Below are 2,276 nucleotides of genomic sequence, written 5' to 3'. Positions count from 1 at the left end.
GTCGCCCTTGTATTTTTCAAATAAACCATTCATGTGTTTGTCAAGGGCGAATACTCCCACTAATGATAGTGAGAAATCATTTCTCTCTTATTTTTCTTTTGTTTTTCATAAAACTTTTTACACTACCAATTAATTTAATATATTATAAATTTCATTTGTATTCTCAGCATTCATTAAATTCTCTCTAATTTCTTCATGCATTAATTTTCTGGATAATTTACTTAAAATTTTTAAATGATCATCATTCGAGTCTTCCGGCACACCAATTAAGAAAAGTAAGTGTACTGGTTTTCCATCTAAGGAATCATAGGCTATCCCTTTTTCACTTCTCCCAAAAGCCAAAGATGTATAATTCACAACATTGGATTTTCCGTGAGGAATACCAATACCAAAACCAATACCAGTAGTACTTTCTGCTTCTCTTTTATGCACAACCTTTATATACTCATCTAAATCATTAATTACACCATTAGATAAAAATTTTTTGGATAATTCTAGTATTGCATCATTTTTATTTTCAGAAGTTAAATTTAAATCGATAAACTCACTTTTTAGTATCTTATTTATTTCAACCATATAATCCCCCTTATTTCATAAATTCTAATTCTTTTATAATTTTAATTCCCGAACTAGTTCCAATACGCTCAACTCCTAACTCAATCATTGCTAATGCCGTTTCTAAATCTCTAATACCACCAGCGGCCTTTACCTTCACCTCATCTCCTACAATTTTTTTCATTAATTTTACATCCTCTAAGGTCGCTCCTCCTGTTCCAAAACCAGTAGATGTTTTGATGTAATCTGGTTTTACTCTTTTCGCTATCTCAGACACTTTTATTTTTTCTTCATCCGTCAAATAACAGTTTTCAAAAATAACTTTTGAGAGCACATTATTTTTTCGAGCTAATTGAATAATTTTTTCCATTTCTTCTTCTATATATTTATAATTCTTATTTTTTACTTCTCCAATATTAATTACATAGTCTATTTCATCGGCACCATTCTTGATAGAATCTTCAATTTCAAATAGTTTTGTTTCAATTGTTGTTTGACCTAACGGAAATCCAATAGCTGCTCCAACACTAACATTTGAATCTTTTAAATAAGTCGAACATAATTTCACAGGAGATGAGTTAATCGCTACCATTTTAAAGTTATATTCCTTAGCTTCCTCACATAGCTGTTTAAAATTTTCTGCACTTGCATCTGCCTTCAGCAATGTGTGATCAATCATTTGCGCCAATTTGTTTACTTCAATCATTATTCATTCCTCCAATAACTTTTTGTATGCGATTACATTATAATACTATCTTTTTGATTTGTCAATAATAAACAGCATTTAAAAGCAAATGAAAGTTGTACACATAAAAATACAGTTTATCTTGTCTGCTTAGATAAACTGTATTTTACTTAATTCAATATTTAAGGTGTTAAAATTTCTATACCTGTATTATTTACGTTTTTGTATTCCGCATCAGAAATATTTGAATCGGTAACAAAATAGTCGAAATCATTTATTGAAGCAAACTTTGAAAAACTTCGACTATTTATTTTTATAGATTCACATAGAATGATTTTTTTTCTTGCAATACTCATTAGTGATTTTTTTAAGGCTGCTGTTTTTGAATTTGGTGTAGAAAAACCGTATTCTATATCAAGTGAAGTCGTAGCAATGAATACTTTATCCACTGAAAAATCTTCAATAGCCTGATGAACATTACTCCCCCAAACATATGGATAACCATTTCGCAATAACCCACCTAAAACTTGAACCTCAAAATCTTCTCTGTCTTTTAGTATTAGTGCAATTTCTAAATCGTATGTTAATATAGTTAAATTTGTGATATCACTTCTGACTATTTTTTCTGCTAACGCAACACAAGTTGTTCCAGTATCAATTGCAATAATATCATTGTCATTTAATAAATGAATCGCTTTGTCCGAAATTTCATATTTTTCATCGGTCAATTTTCTTAAACTTGGTTTAGTTTCAACATTTCTGCTATATTCTTTTTTTATCGCTCCACCATGCGTTCGAATGATCAATCCATCCTTCTCCAGATCTCTTAAATCATTTCTTATAGTTGATCCAGTAACATCAAACATTTGAACTAGGTCAGAAACTTGCACCCTTGCTTCTTTGTTTATGATATGATTATGGTGTCAAAACCCCATAATTTTAAGCACTTAATCAACTTGAAATGCTCAAAAGTATACAGTTTTAAAAAATAAAAGAGGGACTCCTCTTTATGCCATCACTTTTTCCTGATTGTGTT

The 2,276-nt window shown here is 29.9% G+C and carries 3 protein-coding genes; all 3 read right to left on the bottom strand.

All coding sequences use genetic code 11. The features are described 5' to 3' along the window. Positions 1-129: 129 nt before the first annotated feature. Positions 130-576 carry a PTS sugar transporter subunit IIA gene (locus ACYQ2O_RS11790; RefSeq protein ID WP_459796677.1) on the bottom strand — a complete coding sequence of 149 codons (447 nt, stop codon included), beginning with the start codon at positions 574-576 and terminating at the stop codon, positions 130-132. A 10-nt stretch (positions 577-586) separates the two neighbouring features. Continuing rightward, the gene (gene deoC, locus ACYQ2O_RS11785) at positions 587-1,261 is read right to left on the bottom strand and encodes a deoxyribose-phosphate aldolase (RefSeq protein WP_459796676.1); all 675 of its coding nucleotides are present in this window, start codon (positions 1,259-1,261) and stop codon (positions 587-589) included. Between the two features lie 161 nt (positions 1,262-1,422). Then, positions 1,423-2,148, bottom strand: a complete 726-nt coding sequence (locus ACYQ2O_RS11780; protein ID WP_459796678.1) for a DeoR/GlpR family DNA-binding transcription regulator — start codon at positions 2,146-2,148, stop codon at positions 1,423-1,425. Between the last annotated feature and the right edge of the window lie 128 nt (positions 2,149-2,276).

The sequence above is a fragment of the Alkalibacterium sp. m-11 genome (assembly GCF_054658155.1).
The sequence above is the reverse complement of the archived record's forward strand: the minus strand, read 5'-3'. Positions and strand labels throughout refer to the sequence as shown.